At 48.1% G+C, this 3408-nt stretch carries 3 protein-coding genes; 2 read left to right on the forward strand and 1 reads right to left on the reverse strand.

The window, feature by feature from the left end:
* On the reverse strand, nt 1–606 hold a 606-nt coding region (locus tag C5S62_RS02370), incomplete at its 3' end, for a M20/M25/M40 family metallo-hydrolase (protein ID WP_133159469.1).
* A 153-nt stretch (nt 607–759) separates the two neighbouring features.
* Here C5S62_RS02370 and C5S62_RS02375 point away from each other — a divergent pair.
* Together C5S62_RS02375 and C5S62_RS02380 are read left to right on the forward strand one after the other, a co-directional pair.
* On the forward strand, nt 760–2595 hold the full coding sequence (locus C5S62_RS02375) for a long-chain fatty acid--CoA ligase (RefSeq protein WP_104403903.1): 1836 nt from the start codon (nt 760–762) through the stop codon (nt 2593–2595).
* 57 nt (nt 2596–2652) lie between these two features.
* On the forward strand, nt 2653–3408 hold a 756-nt coding region (locus C5S62_RS02380; protein ID WP_104403904.1), incomplete at its 3' end, for a PCRF domain-containing protein.

Below are 3408 nucleotides of genomic sequence, written 5' to 3' on the forward strand. Positions count from 1 at the left end.
GGCTTCGTATATGGCATTGATGCCTTCTTCGCGTGCAGCATGGCCGGCCCGGCCGTGTGCGGTAACGTCAAGTACCATCAACCCTTTTTCGGCAACAGCCGGCTGCATACCAGTGGGCTCTCCCACTATGGCGCAATCCACCTGAGGCAGCAGGGGAATGACCGCCTCTATGCCTTCTTTGCCTGAAACCTCTTCCTCGCATGAGGCCAGCCAAATGAGGTTCCATGGCAAATTCTTATGCTCACGTAAAAGACGGAATGTCTGAAAAAGACTTACCAGTCCTCCGCCGCAGTCATTGCTGCCCAGGCCATAGAGTTTGCCGCTTTCGACGCAGGGCACGAAAGGATTGTGCTGCCAGCCTGAAACAGGGCGCACCGTATCTATGTGGGCATTGAGCAACAATGTGGGACGATGTTCTTGCATGTGAGGCGTGATACACCATACATTATTGCCGTGCCGATGTGGCGAAAGACCTTTTTCTGTAGCATAACTCTCGATGAAATCGGCTGCTTTTGCTTCTTCCCTGCTCACCGAAGGTATGGCGATGAGTTTCTTGAGAACCTCTACGGCCTCATCGGTATAGTGTCGGACAATTTGACTGTTCATATTCTTTTTCTAAGTGTTTTTGACCCAAAGGGTATTACCCTGTATCACTCCGGCAAAAGTAGTAAAAACCGCACGAATTTCAAAAAAATGAGCATTCTTACTTATTTTTCAAAATAAAACTCCTACCTTTGTACTATCGGAATACCGAAAACTATGCTTAATAATTGTCATCTCTCCAAACTCATCCATGAGCAGGCCGACAAGTACGAAAGCCGTACCGCCCTCTCGTGGCGCGACTACGACCGCAACCAATGGACGCCCGTCTCATGGCGCGAAGTCTCCGACACTGTACATAAAGTTTCCAGAGCCTTACTGGAATTGGGCGTAGGCGTGCAGGAAAATCTTGCCGTTTTCTCGCAAAACAAACCGGAATGTCTTTATGTTGATTTTGGTGCTTACGGTATCAGAGCTGTCACCATTCCCTTTTATGCCACAAGCAGTGGCGCGCAAGTGGCCTATATGATAAACGATGCCGGAGTCCGCTTTATATTTGTAGGCGAGCAGTTTCAATATGATGTGGCCTTCGGCGTGATCTCAGTTTGTCCCACTCTTGAGAAAATCATCATATTTGATCGTTCCGTAAAGCGAAAGCCAAATGACAATGTGTCGGTTTTTTTTGATGATTTCCTTAATTGCGGATGTAGTGAGTCCCACGAGGCGACTTTGGCCCAACGCATGAGCGAAGCCAGTTTCAGTGATTGTGCCAACATCCTCTATACCAGCGGAACTACCGGAGCAAGCAAAGGAGTTATCCTTACTTACAGCATGTATCACGAAGGCCTCCGCGTGAACGATGCGGTGTTGTCGCTAGGTGAAAGGGATGTTATTCTTAATTTTCTACCCTTTACGCATATTTTTGAACGGGCATGGTCTTATCTTTGCTTGGCTGAAGGTGCTCGTCTGGCTATCAATTTGCGTCCTAACGATGTGTTACGCTCATTGCAGGAAGTACATCCCACATGTATGAGCAGCGTGCCGCGTTTTTGGGAAAAAGTGTACCAAGGTGTACAGGAGAAAATGGAACAATCCTCTTTTCTGGAACGCAAACTCATTGAAGACGCTATTGCCGTCGGTGCTCGCTGCTGGACGGAATATCTCTCGCAAGGAAAGTCTCTTCCCCTGTCACTTAGCCTGAAGTACAGTTTTTACAACAAAACCATCATCAGGCTATTACGCAAGACCCTCGGACTGGAGAATGCCAACTTTTTTCCCACAGCGGGAGCGGCGGTGTCGCCCCAAGTGGAGAAATTCGTTCATGCCGCCGGCATAAATATTATTGTCGGTTATGGATTGACAGAATCAACAGCCACTGTCTCGTGCGACATATCGGGACTGCCTATAACATTAGGTTCCGTGGGGCGGCTGATAGATGGCATTGAAATAAAATTTGGTGAAAATGATGAGATCCTACTGCGCGGAAAAACCATCACACCTGGCTATTATAAAAAGGATTCCGCTACAAAAGCCGCTATCGATGAGGAGGGATGGTTCCATACGGGCGATGCTGGCTATATGAAAGACGGTGAACTTTTCCTTAAAGAGCGCATCAAAGATCTTTTCAAGACATCGAACGGCAAATACATCGCGCCGCAGATGATAGAGTCGAAACTCGTTATTGACAAATATCTGGAGCAAGCTGTCATTGTGGCCGACCAACATAAATTCGTCTCGGCGCTCATTGTGCCAGATTTCCATCTTCTCCGCAAATATGCCGAAGAAAAGGGCATTTCAGCAGAAAGCAATGAGGCTTTATGCGAAAACGCTGATATACGCCGCATGATAGAAGAGCGCATCGAAACGCTTCAGCAGGATTTGGCCCATTATGAAAAAGTAAAACGCTTTGTGCTTCTGCCAGCACCGTTCACTATAGAAACCGGCGAGCTTACCAATACGCTCAAGGTGAAACGACGGGTGGTGTATGAGCGTTACGCAGAAATCATCGAGAATATTTACAAGGAGGCTGAAAAAGAAGCGTCCCAATCTTCATGATATCGCTGTGCCGGCTGGTTTGTACGCGGCATTTTACTATAAGAATACGCATAGAATATGATAACGCAAGAACAACTCAAAGAAGCTAAAGACCGTGTGGAAGCGCTCAACCGCTACCTCGACATTGACGCCAAGGTCATTCAGCTCGAAGAAGAGCAGCTCCGCACACAAGCACCCGGCTTTTGGGACGATGCCAAGCAGGCCGAGGAACAAATGAAGAAAGTCAAGTCGCTCGAAAAGTGGATTGAAGGCTATAAAAGCATAAAGCTTCTGGCCGATGAACTGGAGCTGGCTTTTGACTTCCATAAGGACGAAATGGTAACAGAGGAGGAAGTGGATGAAGCTTATGCCCGCACCATTACTGAAATAGAAGAATTGGAACTAAAGAACATGTTGCGCCAGGAGGAAGACAGCATGGCTTGTGTGCTTAAAATCAATTCAGGAGCTGGCGGTACTGAAAGCCAGGACTGGGCTTCGATGCTCATGCGGATGTACATGCGCTATGCCGAAGCCGCCGGCTATAAAGTCAGCATATCCAATATACAGGACGGCGATGAAGCCGGTATCAAAACCGTGACGATGGAAATAGAAGGCGATTACGCCTACGGCTATCTCAAAAGCGAAAACGGCGTGCATCGTCTGGTGCGCGTATCGCCTTACAACGCACAGGGCAAACGCATGACTTCGTTTGCATCGGTCTTTGTAACGCCATTGGTAGACGACACCATCGAAGTATATGTAGACCCCTCGAAAATCAGTTGGGACCTTTTCCGGTCAGGCGGTGCCGGCGGACAAAACGTCAACAAGGTGGAA

The sequence above is a fragment of the Prevotella sp. MGM2 genome (assembly GCF_002933955.1).
Taxonomy (GTDB): Bacteria; Bacteroidota; Bacteroidia; order Bacteroidales; family Bacteroidaceae; genus Alloprevotella.

Excerpts from the sequence above, each read along its gene's own strand:
- C5S62_RS02375 (WP_104403903.1), top strand. The coding sequence starts at position 760 with ATGCTTAATAATTGTCATCTCTCCAAACTCATCCATGAGCAGGCCGAC.